Below are 15,052 nucleotides of genomic sequence, written 5' to 3'. Positions count from 1 at the left end.
TTCGAGATCATCCCGTTGCCCCTTTGGCGCGTATCTCGGTCACGCCCCTCACAACGCCGGTTCAGGCGATTCACCGATCCGCGGAGGGACAACGGCGAAACCGTGATCCCGGCTCAGAACAGGTTCTAGAGGAAACGCTCGGTGATGGCTTCGGCGATCTCGCCGGGCTCGTGTTCGGGGATGTAGTGCCTGGCGTCGGGCAGTTGGAGAACCTTGTGATCGGTGAAGGTGCCGCGCATCCGCGGCAGGTGCACCGCGGGGCGGAAAGCCATGTCCTTCATTCCCCAGACCAGGAGGGTCGGCTTGTTGCCGAGTCGAGCGGGCACGTCCGTGGCCAGCTGCTCTAGCAAGGGGCGGGCAGCCAGGATCTGCTGGGGCATGACGGCGATGCCGCGCCTGGCTTCGGGGGACGGCTGCACCTTGCGGTAGTGATCGGCCTCGGCGGCGCTGAGCTTGTTCCGCAGCTCACCGAGCAGGAAACGCTCAACTATGAGGTTGTTGCGCAGAATCTGCCGCTGCATCGGCGGGCTTCCCATGACCCGGCCGAAGGCCTTCATGGTCCAGGCTTCCGCCGGCCAGAACAAGGTGTTGCCGAGCACCAGCCCACGAACCCGGTCGGCTCGCTTGGTGGCTACGGCAGTGCCGACCGGTCCGCCCCAGTCCTGGCCCATGATCACGAACTGGTCGAGCCCCAGATGATCGACGAATTCGCCGATGACAGTGGCGTGTTCGGCGATGGTGTAACCGTAGTTCGGCGGCCGTTCCGACAAACCGAAGCCCAGATAGTCGACCGCCACGCAGCGGAACCGGTCGCGTAGCTCGCCGATGATCTTGCGATAGAGGAAACTCCACGTGGGGCTGCCGTGACAGAACAGGATGGGGATTCCGGATCCCTCGTCTATGTAGTGGATTCGGCCGGCGGATGAATCGAACCAGCGGGATTCGAAGGGGTAGAGGGCTTTGTCCGGGGTGAAGTCGATCATCATCGCGTCGTCCTGTCCGAAGGCTTCGACCGACCCTACGGCCGAATCGACTGCGGTTCGGTGCCCTCGGTGGATGCACCAGTGAGATGCTCGCCACGCGGCCGGTGGCGGTGGCGGTGGTGCTGTCGAGATGGACAGAGAGCAAAACCGTGATCCCGGCTCAGAACAGGCCCTCATACGCTGCCGTCGTCCTGCCCCTGGTCTCCTGTTCCCACATCGTCATGACCTCGGCGGCGTCGACACCGCACTCCTCGGCGAAGCGCTTGGTGAGAGCTCGGCTCGGAAACTTCCGTCCGGCCAGCACCTGGGACAGATAGCTCGCCGAGACACCGGTGCGCTGGCCCAGCCTTCGTAGTGTGATCCCGGCTTTCCGTTGCATGAGTGAGAGCGTCGGCGCGAGGCGGTTGGACGCTTGCGGTGACAGGGGCAGCGGTCCGGGTTCCGGGCGTTCGGCAGGGGCTTGCCCACCTAGTTCTTCGAGGCCTTCGGTTCCTGCGGAGCCGTACAGGACGTCGGCAGCTGACGGGAGGTCGGTTCGGCGCCATCCGACCATGCGTTGCACCAACCGTGTGGCCGTTTCCCTGCGGTGGACCCGGCGGGCCGTTTCCGGGCTCACGTTCAGGGCGCGGCCGACGGCCTCCCAGCGGACGCCTCGGGCGCGGGCCTGTTGGACGAGGCCGGCCGTCACGGCATCGATCTGGGCCTTCATTCGGGCCGCGGACTGCACGGCGGCAATGGCACCCTCGGCATCGCCGTCCATGGCCGCCAGACGTACGACGTGGCGGACTTCCTCCTGGAGGTCCAAGGTCAGGTCGAGCAAAGCTTCATCGCGGGCGGGATCGGCGGCGGTTCGGTTCCGCTGCTGCTTCAGCCGGTGGAAAGACTGGCGGCATTGGGCGCTGCAATATTCCGGGCGGCGTCCCGGGCGTGCCGGGGCCTGCACCACCGTGTGGCAGTGCTTGCAGTCGTAGAAGGAGGCTGGCCGGCTGCCCATGTCGGGCGTCTCCCTTCGTTCGCCGGTGACGAAACGGGTTCTGTACACCGTTTTTCCGTGGCACTGGCGGTCACCTTTGACCGATCTCCTGGAAGAAACTCCGGGGGTGGGGCGGCGCGTGTGCCGCCCCGCCCCCGGGGCCGTGTCCTTACGAAGACTGCACCGCAGTCTGCGCAAACGCGCAGGCCACAGGCACTGCGAGGGCTGTGAGGGCCGTGAGGGCATCCAGCCAGGACGGCTTCGGCGCGGCGTGGATCACGATGATCGGGCCGCGCCGCAGAGCGAGAAAGGCGCTGACGGTCGCGTTAACCGGTTCATCGTGCTCGTTGCTCGCCCAATTCCCGGAAACGCGGTTCGCCAGGCGCACCTTAGGGTTGAGAGCACGGGCGACGGTCTGCGTTAACCGCCTCGCCCATGATCGGTCAGGGGACATGCTGTTACCTCTCGTGATCGGTAGCTGTGGAAAAGCGCGGGCCCCCTTGGTGGTGCGAACACCAAGACTCCGGGGCCCGCGCTCAGCGTATTGAGTCACCGATCGCCACCAGCGCGGATATTCGTTCCGGTTTGACGCGAGATATCCGCTACTTTTCGGGGCATATGGCGCTGCGCGATTAATCCTTTCCGGGTTGGTTTCGCCGAAGCCACACGCGAGGAGGCGTTGATTGGTAGGCGGGGCATGGGGGGGGCGGCGTCTTCGGTGCCGTCGGGGCGGCAGGCCACGCGGGTGAGCACGCGGGGTGACGTGTGATCAGCGCTGTTGGAGGTTAGGGCCACCGCCGGGCAAGGCCTCGCGCCGGACGGCAGCCGCTATCCTCCGGCCGCATGGCTGACGAGCTCTGCGCGGTATCGAGGTCGTCGGTGTGGATCCGGCCCGCGCCTCCATCGATGTGGCACGGGCCAAACCAGGCGGCGACCGGGTTCGTTGGCTCTGTGGTGACGCGACCGTGCTCCCGCCGCTGGAGGTCGACCTCGTCACCATGACGGCGAACGTCGCCCAGGAAATCGTCACCCCACTCACATGGCAAAGGACCCTGACCGAGGCTTATCAAGCGCTGCGGCCGGGCGGTCATCTGGTGTTCGAGACCCGGGACCCGTCCCGGCGCGCCTGGGCGGAGTGGAACCGTGAAGCCTCCCACAGGGTTGTGGAGGTGCCGGATGTCGGTACGGTCGAGAGCTGGGTCGAACTGGTCGAGGTCGACGAGCCGTTGGTGACATTTCGCGGGCACTATGTGTTCGCCGCGGACGGGCGGGTGCTGACGTCCGATTCGACCCTCAGGTTCCGTGACCGACAGGAAGCCGAAGCGGACCTGGTCGGGCATGGCTACGTCCTGCAAGAGGTTCGCGGCGCGCCCGACCGGCCCGGCAAGGAGTTCGTCTTCGTCGCTCGGCGGCCGACGCAGGCGCATCGATCTCTACGTCGGTGATCAGCATCCTCAGCACCCCTCAGCGTCTTCGTCACCCTCAGCGCCTTCTAAGCTCTGGTCCATGACGACAACACATACGTACGACGTCACGGTCGAGTGGACGGGCAACCTCGGTTCGGGGACGGACAGTTATCGGTCCTTCAGCCGGGATCACGAAGTACTGGCGGACGGCAAGGCCGGGATCGCCGCCTCCTCGGATCCCGCGTTCCGCGGCGACCCCGCGCGCTGGAACCCCGAGGAGTTGCTCGTCGCCTCCGTCGCTCAGTGCCACATGCTCTGGTACCTCCACCTCTGTGCTGTCGGCGGGGTCGTCGTCACCGACTACGAGGACCACGCCCATGGAGTCATGGCCATGGACGAGAGCGGCGGCGGAGGACAGATCACCGAGGTTGTCCTACGCCCCGAGGTGACGGTCGCCGACGCGTCGATGACGGAGAAGGCCCGGTCGCTGCACGGGGACGTACCCGCACTGTGCTTCATCGCCCGCTCGGTGAACTTCCCCATCACCCACGCACCCGTGATTCGGGTCCAGGAGAGCTGACGGAGTCCGTCCGGCCTCACCACGGCAGTCGGTTACCAAGTGGGAACGGGGAAGTGGGGACGGGGAATTGGGGACGACGGACGTGGGTGATGAGTCACTCATAGCGGCGGTACGGAACGGGGACGCGAAGGCGGTTGCCGCACTGCTCGAAGCGGGGGCCGACCCCGACGCCGTCGACGGGGACGGTACGCCCGTTCTGCACCTGGCGGTGGACGCCTTCGACCTGACGGTCGTCGAGCTCCTGATGTCGTCGGCCCGGTTGGACAGCGTTTCCGCCGACGGTCGTACTCCCCTCCTGCGCGCGATCGACCGCGGCGCGTACGACATCACGGCGGCGCTCATCGGCGGTGGTGCGCAGCTGTGGCACAAGGACGCCGAAGGGCGTGACGCTTTGGCGCTGGCCCGGTACTGGCATGAAACAGGCGCCGTGGCCGAGCTGCGCCGCAGGAGTGGGATGTCGGAGTCGGTCGGGTCCAGGACCGTCCAGGGTGAGTTCGGGGGGAGCTGTGCGGAGCTGTCACTGGGCGGCCTTACGGTTCGTACCGGGCACACCGCGATCCTCACCGAGCTGGAGCCGAAGTACGGGATCAGGCCGTCGTTCGACGAGTTGATGTCCCGTGCCCTGGCCGAACCGGACCACGACCACGCGGTGTGGTGGGCGACGACGTCCGTGCTCCAGCAGCGTCACGACCCCGCCGTCCGGGCGGCGGCCGCCGCCCTGCGGCACCGTCCTGACCCGTTGGAGCGGTACTTCGGCGCCCAGGTGCTCCGCCTCAACCTCTTCGACGAGAGCAAGGACGCGCCGTTCGACGGGCTGCTGGCCGACCTGTTCCTGCCCTGGGTGGCGCGGGAGCCGGATCCACGTGTGACATGGATTCTCGTCGCCGGACTGAGCGACGCCATGGACCCCCGCGCCGAGGAGTCGCTGCCGGCATTCACCCGCCACCCCGACGGCAGGATCCGGCAGCTGGCGGTGTCCGGGCTGCGCAGTGCAGTCGGGGCTGGCAATCCCGAGGCGCTGGCCGCCGTCCTGGCGCGCACCCGGGACGAGGACGCCGCGGTCCGTCAGGCGGCGTGCGCGGCACTCGCCCTGGCTCCCGCGCACTCCGCGGCCCCCGCGGACGCCCTCGCCGGATGTCTCGCCGACGGGGACGAACGCGTACGGGTCACGGCCGCGGCGCAGCTGGCGCTGCGCGACGATCCGCGCGGTGAGGAGATCCTGCGGGGCCTCGAACCCGCCGACGAGGGTTCCCCGTACTACTGGTTGTTGGACGAGGTGTGTCGTCACCGCCAAGGGGGTTCTGACGGGCGGCTGTGACGCGCGTGGCTGGGGCTGCCACCGTTACTGAAACGGGAACTGGTGGTTGGTCAGTTCACCGCCGGGAGCAGGCGGTTACGGAAGAGGTCGAGCACGTCGTCCAGCGCCGCGCGGGTCGGCTGGCCGGGTTCGTCGATGAGGTGCTCGGTCAGTACGGAGTGCGGCGGCAGTGCGGCGTCGGGGTTCGCGTCGGCGTCGTCCAGTTCGACGGCGATGAACGCATCACCGAGTTCGCGGCGCAGAAAGGCGAATCGGTCGCCCGGTACGAACCTGTCCCCCTTGAAACGCAGCCCCATGACACGAAGGCCGTCGCGTTCGCAGCGGGCCCGGACGGCGGCGAGGTCATCGGCGCAGATGTCGATGCCGGCGGCCCGCCTCTTGGTGAGGGCCAGCGGCAGGGAAGGCTGGGACAGGACGGGGGCGAGAAGGCGCTCATCGGCGGCCATGGCCAGGGCGAAGCCGCCGGTGAAACACATGCCGACGGCTCCGACGCCGGGGCCGCCGCAGCGCTGGTGCTCTTCCGCGGCCAGGGCGCGCAGCCAGGTCACCACGCGGGAGGACTTCCCGGTGGCCAGTGCGGTGAACTCCCGGCTCACACACACCTTCCCTATCGACGAGGCCACGTAGAGCCCGGCCTTCAGCCGGCCGACGGTATTGGGGTCGGCATCGCGGCCGGGCGTGCCGAAAAGCACCGGGAGCACTGCGGTGCAGCCGATGGCGGCCACCCGTTCCGCGAACTGCAGCACCTTGGGCGTGATCCCCGGAATTTCCGCCATCACGATCACCGCGGGGCCCGTGCCGCGCCGCAGGACCCGGCGGGTGATGCCGCCGTGTGCGAAGGTGCCGCGGTCGAAACCGGACAGGTCATGATCTGCCATGGACTACCACCATCCTGGTCTGGTGCTGCTCGAAAGCTGATCGCGTACGGCTCTCCGCGCAGGGTGAGAGCGGTGAGGATCATGTCCTCGCAGGAAGTGTCCTCCACCGGTGCGGTTCTGCGTGGGGCGGGGGGGGTGGGTGGCTGTCGTGCGCTGGGCCGTCCGGCGCGCTGTGCCCGGTCGGGTGGCCGTGGTGTCCCCCGCCCCGGCAGACGGGCGGAGCGTCCGATCTGACGGAGTATCCGATCTGACGGAGAGCCGTCTGATCTGACGGAGCGTCCGGTCTGCCGGGAGCGAGGGCCACCTTCACTGGACCGGGGTCACCGGACCGGGGTCACAGGACCACGGAGGTCTCCTGCCGCGCGTAGCTGAAACCGTCGTTGTCGAAGTAGAAGACGGTGACCTTGACCTTGTCGCCCTTGGCGAAGTGCGAACCGGCCGACGGGCGCAGCGCCACCTTCGCGGCGTGACTGTTGTAGTCACAGGCGAGCTTGTCGGCCTTGATGGTGCCTGCGGCGGTCGACTCGTCGTGCCCGGTCGGGTTGAGCTTGGTGGCGTTGGCGACCAGTTGGTGGTTGATGCCCGTGTCGCAGGAGTACGTGACATTCACCTGGAGGCCCGGCTCGCGGAGCGAGACCTTGTCGATGGCCAGCAGGTTGGCCTTGGCGACAGCGGACGGAGCGGCGGCCAGCACGCCCGCGCCGGCCAGGATGGTGACGGCCGCGGTGCCGGCGAGGCGGCGCCGGAGAGCCGATGCCTTGGTCGGCTTCGCTGACCGCACGGTGTTGACGGACTTCATCGAGGTTCCTTCCCCCACACGCGCTGTCCCCCGTGGTCGACACAGCGGAGAAATCTCCGACTGTGCGGGCGACTGCGACAGTTGTTCGTTTTGGAGCGTGATCCTACGTGATCTCCTGTGTGAACCGGAGTGGGAATTCGTCACGGAGCTCCCATGGGGTTCTGGGGGCCTCCCCTGTGCGTGGGGGGGTGCCGGGCCGACAGAGCAGGGCCGCCCGGCCGCATGTGGGGTGCGGCCGGGCGGCCTTGGTGCTCGGCCGGGTTACCAGCTGTGTGCTACATCCACGATCAGCTGGTCGCCGGACTGGAGCACCCGGAAGGGCAGCTTGGCACGGAGGCCCAAGCCGACCTGGGTCTGTCCCTCGAAGCTCGCCCCGAACTTGGTGTCCTTGAACGTCTTGTAACCGGTGAGGTTCACACCCGGCAGCGGCTTCCCGGCCCGTCCTGCGTAGGTCTGCTTGCCGGTCGCCCCGTCGTAGCTCGGCGCGGACACGTAGATCTGCAGGATGGCGCGGCCGTTGACCGGTATCAGCTCACCGGAGCCGTCCTGATGGAACTTGTCGACGTAGCCGACGTGGTAGCCGAGCTTGCCCTTCGCGCCGCTGATGTCGAAGACCATGCGGTCGTAGCATGCGCTCCGGCTGGTCTTGATGTTCTTCAGCGGTTGGCCGTCCGAGTCCGTGGCCGACTTGTCGCCGCTGCCCCAGACGGTCGAGCAGACCATGGGCGCGGCGGCCTTGCCCACCGGGCCGGTCGCGGCGCCGGCTGCTTGGGCGGTGCCCGCCAGCCCGGCGCCCGCGAGTACGAGCGCCGCGGCCGCTGTCCCCAACCGTCGCATGAATTACCCCCAAAGAGAATTGAGTACAGATGCGTTGGGGAGGACGGGCGGCGTTGCGGCGGGGTTGTATCCCGATCGGATTTCCGCCAAGGGTGGCGTGAAGTGGTGCGTGAGGGGTGAGCACGAACAGGACAGCCGTGCCCTTGCCGTTTACGCTGACGTGGTGTCGAGTAACGAGTTGGAGCGGCTGGCCAGGATCCGGATGCAGGTGACCGGAGAGAGCCTCGAACGTGCCATGGCGGTACTTCAAGGTCGCCCCGAATCCGCCGGCCACGGCATGCCGTCCGGCCACCACACGCCATCCCCGGAGCCCGAGTCGGAGTCGGAGTCGGGGTCGGAGTCGGGGTCGGAGTCGGGGTCGGAGTCTGATCCGGAGTCGCAGGCGGAGTCTCGGCCGGACGAGCAGCCGAAGGCGCAGGCCGAGGCACAGCAGTCGCAGTCGCAGTCGCAGTCGCAGTCGCAGTCGGGCGAGCGTAGGCAGCCGTATCTGCGGGCCGTGCCCTGACGCGGCCGCGGCCAACACCACCATCACCGCCAACACCACCATCACCGCCATCGCGACCGTCAGCCCGAGCAGGGACCCCGGCCCGCTGCCCCCTCAGCCGCGTTCCATGAGCAGCAGAGCGATGTCGTCGGCGCGGTACGAGGAGCGTCCGGCGTCGTGGAGGAGGCGGTCGGCGAGTTCGTCCAGAGAGTCGGCGCGGGCGTGGGCCAAGGAGGCGCGGAGGCGGTCGATGCCCACGTCGATGTCGGCGGTGCGCTCCTCGATCAGGCCGTCCGTGTAGAGGGCGAGGAGGGAGCCGGGCGGGAGGGCGATCTGGGTCTGCGGATAGTCGCTTGCGTGGTCCACGCCGAGGAGGGGGCCGAGCTCCAGTTGTACGACGTTGGTCGTGCCGTCGGGGCGACGCAGCAGTGGTGGCGGGTGGCCGGCGCGGACGGCGTACGCGCGGTGGCTGCCCGGCTCCAGGCGGATGTAGCAGCAGCTGGCGAGGAGCCCGGGGTCGAGGTCGATGAGGGTGTGGTTGGCGCCGGCCAGCACTTCGGCGGGCGTGTGGCCCACCGTCGCGAACGCCCTTACTGCGCTGCGGAGTTGAGCCATAGTGGCCGCGGCGGCGATGCTGTGTCCCTCGACGTCTCCGATGACGAGGGACACTCCGCCGCCGGTGGAGATGACGTCGTACCAGTCGCCGCCGATGTCCATCCCGCGGGTACCGGGCAGGTAGCGGGCGGTGGTGCGGATGTCGGGGAGGACGGGCAGCCGGTGCGGCAGCAGTGCCTGCTGGAGGCCGCGGGCGAGGGCGAACTCCGAGTCGTAGAGCCGGGCTCGTTCCAGGGCCTGGGCGATCAGCCCGGCGCTGGCGGTCAGCACGCTGCGGTCCTTGGGCGTGAACCGGTGGGGCTCGTCGAAGCCGAGAACGCAGGTGCCGACGGGGCGGCTGGAGGCGATCAGCGGCAGGTACGCCCAGGAGCTCACCTCCGCCACGGGGATGCCCGGGTAGCCCTGGGCGAGGTCCTCCGGCGACTCGATGAACAGCGGAACGCCGGAGGTCAGGGCCTCCGTGCCGGGCAGGTGGGCGTGCAGCGGCATGCCCTCCAGCCAGTCGAGGAAGCTTTCGTGGTGGCCGGTGTGGAGGAGCAGATGCATCGTGCGCTCACGGACCAGGTAGATGGCCAGCTGCTGGCCGCCGAAGGCCGGGAGGAGCTGGTCGGCGACCACGTCGCAGACTTCGCGGGCGGTGACCGCTTCGGTGAGTGCGCTGCCCAGTTGCAGGACGTGGTACATGACGCCCAGGCGGGCGGGGGCGGCGGTCGGAGGTGCCATCGCGGCCGACGCGGCGGGTGCCGGCGCGGGCCCGGGTGTGCTCTCGGTGGAGGGAGGCTGTCCTACGGGGACCACTCGGCCGGTCACCCCGCCCGCGTCCGGATGGAGGACGAAGGCGAGCCACTGATCGGGCGGGCGGCAGGCGAGGAAGGATGCCGGGGTCTGCGAGATCATCACGGACCGGTGCCGGTACTCGAAGGCGGGATCCGACAGCCATGGGAGGACGTCCCAGAGGTACTGGCCGACCAGCTCCTCGCCCCGTACGCCCAGCAGTTGGTCCAGGCTGTTGTTGGTGTAGGTGACCCGGCCGTCCGGGGCCAGGGAGATCAGGCCGTCCTGGAGCCGTTCGACCGCGGCGACGGCGTCGCCACCGGCCCGCGCGTCGACGACCGCGCCGACGAGGTGGGTGCGCGCCCGCTCGTCGCCTGCTTCCGGCACCCGGCCCCACAGCTCGACGGTGCGGTACTCCTCGCCACCGAACCCGCCGTGCCCGCCCTGGCCGCCGTCACCGCCGGGGCCGGATTCGGCGCCGCCTGCACCGCCTTCGCCGCTCTGCACGCGCAGACGTCGCGCGGTGAGGCGGCCGTCGGCGGCTGCCGCGCGGGCGGCGGCACGGAAGGCGGCGCGATCGCCGGGGTGCAGGCGGGACGCGAGGGTGTCGGCGCGTCCGTCGAAGACGGGGGCGTGGACCTGGGCGAGGTCCTCGGTGCGGTCTTCGGTGCGGTCTTCGGCCTCGAAACCGAAGATGGCGAGGAACTCGTTGTCCACGGTGAGGGTGCCGGCGGGGAGATCCCAGTCGAACAGGCCGATCCGCACGGCCGGCGCGGAGGGAGCCGGGCTCTCGACGGGAACCGTCTCCGGGTCGCACTCGATCGGATCGCCGGTGCGGGCGCGGAGTTCGGCGAGTGCGGCGCCGATGCGGTTGGCGGTGGCGCGCAGATGGCGGCGCTGGGCCTTGGAGAGCCCCTCGGTGCCGGGTGGTGCTCCCCATACGATCGCCATCGCCCCGAAGGTCTCTTCCGCCGTGCCCACCGGCACCGAGCAGGAGCCGAAGGCGTACGGGAGGGCCACCGCGAGCTGGGGGAACCGGCGGGCCGCCTCGTCGGCGTCGGCCAGGTGGACGGTGCGCCCGGAGTTGTAGGCCACGGCGAGCGGGATGGGGCTGCTCACCGGGATCAGGTGCCAGCCGCCGAGCAGTGAGGGTGGTACGCCGCAGGTCGCGGCGAGCACGATCGAGCGGCGGTCGCGGGAGCGGAGGAAGAGGCTTCCGGAGTACGCGCCCGTCCCCTGGACGGCCTTGACGATGCCCGCTGCCAGCAGGTCCTCGCGTTCCGCCGTCTCACCGGTGGCCACACCGCCCATGTACCCAGTGTGCGCAGGGTTGGCCCCGGCGGCCCAGTGAGACGACCTGGTGTGACGGGCGGTGCACAGGGACGGATGAGGGACGGGTCGAGGGACGATCACGGGGCTGATCTCGCGGCTGACCTCGGGGCGGATCACGGGGCGGATCTCGGGGCGGCTCGGCCGATGACATCGTCAGGCGGCCGCCGGCCACCTTCCGGCCACCTCGGAAGCGCACACACGGGTCATTTTTGGACCGATTTTGAGCGTCTTGACACGCGTGTCGGCGCGATTTATCCAGTTTATGGAGGAAGGTTGCAGGCGGTTCGCTCTCCAAGACAAGCAGGTGAGAGGGCCTGTGAGGGGAGTTCCGGGGCCGGGAGTGGGCCGCAAGGTGAGGAGAGGGCCATGGCACGTGCAGTGGGTATCGACCTCGGTACGACGAACTCGGTGGTCAGCGTGCTGGAGGGCGGCGAGCCCACGGTCATCACCAACACCGAGGGCGCCCGGACCACTCCGTCGGTGGTCGGTTTCGCCAAGAACGGTGATGTGCTGGTGGGCGAGGTGGCCAAGCGGCAGGCGGTGACCAACATCGACCGGACCGCCCGGTCGGTCAAGCGCCACATGGGCGAGGCGGACTGGCGCTTCCCGAGCAGCGGCGACATCGACGGCAAGAAGTACACCGCGCAGGAGATCTCCGCCCGGGTGCTGCAGAAGCTGAAGCGCGACGCCGAGGCGTACCTGGGCGAGGACGTCACGGACGCCGTGATCACCGTTCCGGCGTACTTCAACGACTCCCAGCGCACGGCGACCAAGGAGGCCGGTGAGATCGCGGGCCTGAACGTGCTGCGGATCATCAACGAGCCGACGGCCGCGGCGCTCGCCTACGGGCTGGACAAGGAGAACGACCAGACCATCCTCGTCTTCGACCTCGGCGGCGGCACCTTCGATGTGTCGCTGCTGGAGATCGGCGAGGGCCTGGTGGAGGTCAAGGCGACCAACGGCGATACGCACCTGGGCGGCGACGACTGGGACCAGCGGATCGTGGACCACCTGACCAAGCAGTTCAAGAACGCCTACGGCATCGATCTGTCCAAGGACAAGATGGCCACGCAGCGGCTGCGGGAGGCCTCGGAGAAGGCGAAGATCGAGTTGTCGGCCGCGACCGAGACGACGATCAACCTGCCGTACATCACCGCTTCCGCCGAGGGCCCGCTGCACCTGGACGAGAAGCTCACCCGCTCGCAGTTCGAGCAGCTCACCGCGGACCTCCTCGATCGCTGCAAGGCGCCGTTCCACAACGCGATCAAGGACGCGAAGATCGAGGTCTCCGACATCAACCATGTGATCCTGGTCGGTGGCTCGACCCGTATGCCGGCGGTGACCGAGCTGGTCAAGTCGCTGACGGGCAAGGACCCGCACAAGGGCGTCAACCCCGACGAGGTCGTCGCCATCGGAGCCACTCTCCAGGCCGGTGTCCTCAAGGGTGAGGTCAAGGACGTCCTGCTCCTCGACGTCACCCCGCTGTCCCTCGGCATCGAGACCAAGGGCGGCATCATGACCAAGCTCATCGAGCGGAACACGACGATCCCGACCAAGCGGTCCGAGACGTTCACCACCGCCGAGGACAACCAGCCCTCCGTGCAGATCCAGGTCTACCAGGGCGAGCGCGAGATCGCGGCGTACAACAAGAAGCTCGGAATGTTCGAGCTGACCGGCCTGCCGCCGGCGCCCCGTGGTGTCCCGCAGATCGAGGTCACCTTCGACATCGACGCCAACGGCATCATGCATGTGACCGCCAAGGACCTCGGCACCGGCAGGGAACAGCGGATGACGGTCACCGGCGGCTCGGCGCTGCCCAAGGACGACATCGACCGCATGATGCGCGAGGCCGAGCAGCACGCCGAGGAGGACCGCCTCAAGCGTGAGGCCGCCGAGGTCCGCAACCAGGGCGAACAGCTCGCCTACCAGACCGAGAAGTTCCTCAAGGACAACGAGGACAAGGTCCCCGCCGACCTCAAGAGCGAGGTCGAGACCGCCGTCGGTGAACTCAAGGAAAAGCTGAAGGCCGAATCCGCCGACGGCGACAACACCACGGAGATCCGCACCGCCACGGAGAAGGTCGCGACCGTCTCCCAGAAGCTGGGCCAGGCGATGTACGCACAGGCGCAGGCCCAGGGCGCCGGCGGCGGCACGGCCGACGCTGGCGAGGCCAAGTCCGGTACGGCGGCCGGGGCCGAGGAGGAGGTCGTCGACGCGGAGATCGTCGACGAGGACAAGCAGGAGGGCAAGCAGGAGGGAGGCACGGGATGAACCGCTCGACCGACGCCCGCGGCGGCTCCCGCCCGCAGCTGGCGCTCGTGCGGGGCGGCCCCGGCGACGGCCGGACCGCGCTGCCCGACCGTGCCGCCCGCAGCGCGGAGCGTACCGGCCGGGCGGCCGGTGGGCCCGCCGGCCGCGACGGGGCCACCGCGCGGCCGCCGTCCGCCGAGGCGGAACTCCGCGCGGAGCTGCGCGAAATCACCGCCGACCTGCAACGACTGAAGGCCGAATACGACAACTACCGCAAGCGGATACGCCGCGACCGGCTGGCCGTCCGGCAGATCGCGGTGGCCAACGTGCTCGGCCGACTGCTGCCCGTGCTCGACGCACTCGCGGAGGCGAGGGCGCAGGGGGAGCTGACCGGCGGCTTCCGGCGCGTCGCCGAGGCGCTGGAAACGGAGCTGGCGGCGCTGGGTCTGGAGCCCATCGGCACGACGGGCGAGGCGTTCGACCCGCGGGTGCATGAAGCGCTCTCGTACTCGCAGGGGAATGGGTGCGAGACCGGGGACGGGTTCGCGCCTGCGGAGCGGCGCACCTCCGCGGAGGCGCCCGCCTGCGCCTCGATACTGCGCCTGGGCTACCGGGTGGGCGACCACCTGTTGCGCCCCGCCCAGGTGGCGGTCGCCGAGTCCGCCCGGCCTCGCTGAGGGTACGGAGCGAGGTGCCGGCGGTGCCCTCGGTCGCGGAGGCGGGCTGGGCCTGGGTGGTGCGGCGCCCGGGGCCGATGGCCACCGCCCCGCTGCGGTATGTGCGACGTCCGATGCCCGAGCCCGGCCCCGACGACCTTCTGCTGCGGGTGCGCGCATGCGGGGTGTGCCGGACCGATCTGCATCTCGCGGAGGGCGACCTGCCGCCCCGCATGGCGCTCTGTACGCCGGGCCATGAGGTGGTCGGCGAGGTGGTCGCCACCGGGCCCGACGTGCGGGACTTCCGGGCCGGCGACCGCGTCGGGGCCGCCTGGCTGGCGGGAACCTGCGGGTGCTGCCGCTTCTGCCGGGCCGGGCGGGAGAACCTGTGCCCCGGCTCCCGCTACACCGGCTGGGACATCCACGGCGGTTTCGCCGACCACGTTCTCGTGGACGCCCGCTTCGCCTACCGGCTCCCGGCGGGGTGGTCCGACGAGGACGCCGCACCGCTGCTGTGTGCGGGCATCATCGGCTACCGGGCGCTGCAACGTGCCGAGCTGCCGTCCGGCGGCCGGCTCGGCGTCTACGGTTTCGGGGCGTCCGCGCATCTGACCGCCCAGCTCGCCATGGCCCGGGGCGCCGAGGTGCATGTCGTCACCCGCTCCCCCGGGGCGCAGCGACTGGCGCTGGAGCTGGGGGCGGCATCCGCGGGCCCCGACGCGCCGCCGAAGGCGCTGGACGCCGCGATTCTGTTCGCCCCGGCCGGGAGTCTGGTGCCGGCGGCGCTGGCGGCGCTGGACCGCGGTGGCACCCTGGCGATCGCCGGGATCCATCTGAGTGCCATTCCCCCGCTCGACTACGACCGGCATCTGTTCCAGGACCGGACGGTGCGCAGCGTGACCGCGAATACCCGAGAGGACGGCCGTGCCTTTCTCTCCGAGGCCGCGCGATTGCGGCCCACGGTCCGCACCAAGCGCTATCCGATGCGGTGGGCCGACGAGGCCTTGGCGGATCTGGCGGCCGGGCGGATCACCGGGGTGGGCGTCCTCATCACCTAGGGACTTTCCGAATTTGCTTAGGGACTTTCCGACGGGTCAGGGCCGGGAAGGCCTTGTCCCGCACCACTCCGTACAGCCGGCCCGTCTCGGAGGGTGAGCCGGAGCATTG

12 protein-coding genes and 1 pseudogene are annotated in these 15,052 nt (G+C 69.5%); 7 read left to right on the top strand and 6 right to left on the bottom strand.

Annotated features, from left to right (window positions below):
* Positions 1-125: 125 nt before the first annotated feature.
* Both FCH28_RS30060 and FCH28_RS30055 read right to left on the bottom strand, forming a co-directional pair.
* The gene (locus tag FCH28_RS30060; RefSeq protein WP_136743335.1) at positions 126-986 is read right to left on the bottom strand and encodes a haloalkane dehalogenase; all 861 of its coding nucleotides are present in this window, start codon (positions 984-986) and stop codon (positions 126-128) included.
* A 157-nt stretch (positions 987-1,143) separates the two neighbouring features.
* Positions 1,144-1,929, bottom strand: a complete 786-nt coding sequence (locus FCH28_RS30055) for a helix-turn-helix domain-containing protein (protein ID WP_169314286.1) — start codon at positions 1,927-1,929, stop codon at positions 1,144-1,146.
* An 887-nt stretch (positions 1,930-2,816) separates the two neighbouring features.
* Between FCH28_RS30055 and FCH28_RS30050 the strand changes: the two are divergent.
* The 3 genes and pseudogenes from FCH28_RS30050 to FCH28_RS30040 form a co-directional block, all read left to right on the top strand.
* Positions 2,817-3,401, top strand: a pseudogene (locus FCH28_RS30050) (class I SAM-dependent methyltransferase); the annotation flags it as partial.
* Positions 3,402-3,462: 61 nt separating this feature from the next.
* The gene (locus FCH28_RS30045; RefSeq protein WP_136743332.1) at positions 3,463-3,942 is read left to right on the top strand and encodes an OsmC family protein; all 480 of its coding nucleotides are present in this window, start codon (positions 3,463-3,465) and stop codon (positions 3,940-3,942) included.
* Between the two features lie 82 nt (positions 3,943-4,024).
* A complete protein-coding gene (locus tag FCH28_RS30040) occupies positions 4,025-5,260 on the top strand; it encodes an ankyrin repeat domain-containing protein (protein WP_169314285.1) in 1,236 nt (411 codons plus the stop codon).
* Between the two features lie 50 nt (positions 5,261-5,310).
* On the opposite strand, the gene FCH28_RS30035 is transcribed toward FCH28_RS30040, so the two are convergent.
* From FCH28_RS30035 to FCH28_RS30025, 3 genes are all read right to left on the bottom strand, one after another.
* On the bottom strand, positions 5,311-6,138 hold the full coding sequence (locus FCH28_RS30035) for a dienelactone hydrolase family protein (RefSeq protein ID WP_136743330.1): 828 nt from the start codon (positions 6,136-6,138) through the stop codon (positions 5,311-5,313).
* Positions 6,139-6,472: 334 nt separating this feature from the next.
* Positions 6,473-6,937, bottom strand: coding sequence for a hypothetical protein (locus FCH28_RS30030; RefSeq protein WP_136743329.1), 465 nt, complete (start codon positions 6,935-6,937; stop codon positions 6,473-6,475).
* A 261-nt stretch (positions 6,938-7,198) separates the two neighbouring features.
* Positions 7,199-7,774 carry an AMIN-like domain-containing (lipo)protein gene (locus tag FCH28_RS30025; RefSeq protein WP_136743328.1) on the bottom strand — a complete coding sequence of 192 codons (576 nt, stop codon included), beginning with the start codon at positions 7,772-7,774 and terminating at the stop codon, positions 7,199-7,201.
* Positions 7,775-7,937: 163 nt separating this feature from the next.
* Between FCH28_RS30025 and FCH28_RS30020 the strand changes: the two genes are divergently transcribed.
* Positions 7,938-8,279 (top strand): hypothetical protein, encoded by a 342-nt coding sequence (locus FCH28_RS30020; RefSeq protein WP_136743327.1) that lies wholly within the window; start codon positions 7,938-7,940, stop codon positions 8,277-8,279.
* Positions 8,280-8,372: 93 nt separating this feature from the next.
* Here FCH28_RS30020 and FCH28_RS30015 read toward each other — a convergent pair whose 3' ends face one another.
* A complete protein-coding gene (locus FCH28_RS30015; protein ID WP_169314284.1) occupies positions 8,373-10,958 on the bottom strand; it encodes a SpoIIE family protein phosphatase in 2,586 nt (861 codons plus the stop codon).
* A gap of 387 nt (positions 10,959-11,345) precedes the next feature.
* Between FCH28_RS30015 and dnaK the strand changes: the two genes are divergently transcribed.
* The 3 genes from dnaK to FCH28_RS30000 are packed head-to-tail and all read left to right on the top strand — an operon-like array spanning position 11,346 to position 14,943.
* Positions 11,346-13,250 carry a molecular chaperone DnaK gene (dnaK, locus tag FCH28_RS30010; protein ID WP_136743326.1) on the top strand — a complete coding sequence of 635 codons (1,905 nt, stop codon included), beginning with the start codon at positions 11,346-11,348 and terminating at the stop codon, positions 13,248-13,250.
* Positions 13,247-13,906 carry a nucleotide exchange factor GrpE gene (gene grpE / locus FCH28_RS30005; protein ID WP_136743325.1) on the top strand — a complete coding sequence of 220 codons (660 nt, stop codon included), beginning with the start codon at positions 13,247-13,249 and terminating at the stop codon, positions 13,904-13,906. Before dnaK ends, grpE begins: the two co-directional genes overlap by 4 nt.
* Positions 13,907-13,929: 23 nt before the next feature.
* Positions 13,930-14,943, top strand: coding sequence for a zinc-dependent alcohol dehydrogenase family protein (locus FCH28_RS30000; protein WP_281289774.1), 1,014 nt, complete (start codon positions 13,930-13,932; stop codon positions 14,941-14,943).
* Positions 14,944-15,052: the final 109 nt, after the last annotated feature.

This window comes from Streptomyces piniterrae, assembly GCF_005048155.1.
GTDB lineage: Bacteria > Actinomycetota > Actinomycetes > Streptomycetales > Streptomycetaceae > Streptomyces > Streptomyces piniterrae.
This window is presented reverse-complemented; position numbering and strand designations above follow the sequence as displayed.

What these genes read in the sequence shown, in the direction of transcription:
- FCH28_RS30060 (WP_136743335.1), bottom strand. Translation starts at nt 986, where the DNA reads ATGATGATCGACTTCACCCCGGACAAAGCCCTCTACCCCTTCGAATCC.
- FCH28_RS30045 (WP_136743332.1), top strand. Translation starts at nt 3,463, where the DNA reads ATGACGACAACACATACGTACGACGTCACGGTCGAGTGGACGGGCAAC.
- FCH28_RS30035 (WP_136743330.1), bottom strand. Translation starts at nt 6,138, where the DNA reads ATGGCAGATCATGACCTGTCCGGTTTCGACCGCGGCACCTTCGCACAC.
- FCH28_RS30030 (WP_136743329.1), bottom strand. Translation starts at nt 6,937, where the DNA reads ATGAAGTCCGTCAACACCGTGCGGTCAGCGAAGCCGACCAAGGCATCG.
- FCH28_RS30025 (WP_136743328.1), bottom strand. Translation starts at nt 7,774, where the DNA reads ATGCGACGGTTGGGGACAGCGGCCGCGGCGCTCGTACTCGCGGGCGCC.
- FCH28_RS30015 (WP_169314284.1), bottom strand. Translation starts at nt 10,958, where the DNA reads ATGGGCGGTGTGGCCACCGGTGAGACGGCGGAACGCGAGGACCTGCTG.
- dnaK (WP_136743326.1), top strand. Translation starts at nt 11,346, where the DNA reads ATGGCACGTGCAGTGGGTATCGACCTCGGTACGACGAACTCGGTGGTC.
- grpE (WP_136743325.1), top strand. Translation starts at nt 13,247, where the DNA reads ATGAACCGCTCGACCGACGCCCGCGGCGGCTCCCGCCCGCAGCTGGCG.